Source organism: Cereibacter sediminicola, assembly GCF_007668225.1.
Classification (GTDB): Bacteria; Pseudomonadota; Alphaproteobacteria; order Rhodobacterales; family Rhodobacteraceae; genus Cereibacter_A; species Cereibacter_A azotoformans.
Genome location: NZ_VDEK01000121.1, coordinates 1 through 731 on the forward strand (window position 1 = coordinate 1; position 731 = coordinate 731).

General features: G+C 72.6%; 1 protein-coding gene. It reads right to left on the reverse strand.

The window, feature by feature from the left end:
- Nucleotides 1–653 (reverse strand): sensor histidine kinase N-terminal domain-containing protein (locus tag FG154_RS20630; RefSeq protein WP_145112028.1); only part of this gene is annotated, 653 nt, incomplete at its 3' end.
- Nucleotides 654–731: the final 78 nt, after the last annotated feature.

Sequence of the window (731 nt, forward strand, 5' to 3'; positions counted from 1 at the left end):
CCCAGCAGCTGGTTCACCGCCGCCGCGACCGGCGCGATCTCGGCCGGAAGCTCGGTCTCGCCCACGGGGGCCAGATCGCCCGCGCCGCGGCGGGCCAGGGCGTCGCGCAGCGCGCGAACGGGCCGGAAGCTCCAGCGCACCACCGCCACGATCCCGGCCAGCGCCAGCGGGAGGATGACGAGCAGCGGCAACCCCAGCGCCATGGCCAGTTCGCGCGCGACCTGCTCGCGGTGGGCAAGCGGTTCGGCCACGGCAATGGTCACCGTCCCGCGCAGCGCCCGGTCGCAGTAGAGCCGGTGGGTTGCCGTCTGCGTGAACCCGGCCGCGGTGCAGGGGGGGAAATCGGACGGCTCGGCGCGGTGCGAGGCGATCAGCACCGCGCCCGAGGCATCGCGCACGAGATAGGTGTAGAACTCCTCATGCGGGCGCAGGGCGGCGATGCGCTGGCTGACGCCCGGCTCCTCGCGCCCCATGATCTCCATCACCGCGAGCGGCAGGATGCGCTGCGCCGTCTCTTCCAGCGTCGAGTCGAACACCTCGTCAAGCTCGGCATGCAGGACGCGCGACGTCACTGCCGTGCTTCCGGCCCAGAGCGCCGTCACCCCTGCGCCAAGCACCAGCGCAAGGCGCGCCTGCAGCGAGCGCACTTTCACGGACTGCCCAGCTTGTAGCCGAGGCCGCGCACGGTCTCGATCACCGCATGGTCGAGCTTGCGGCGGAGGCGGCTGACA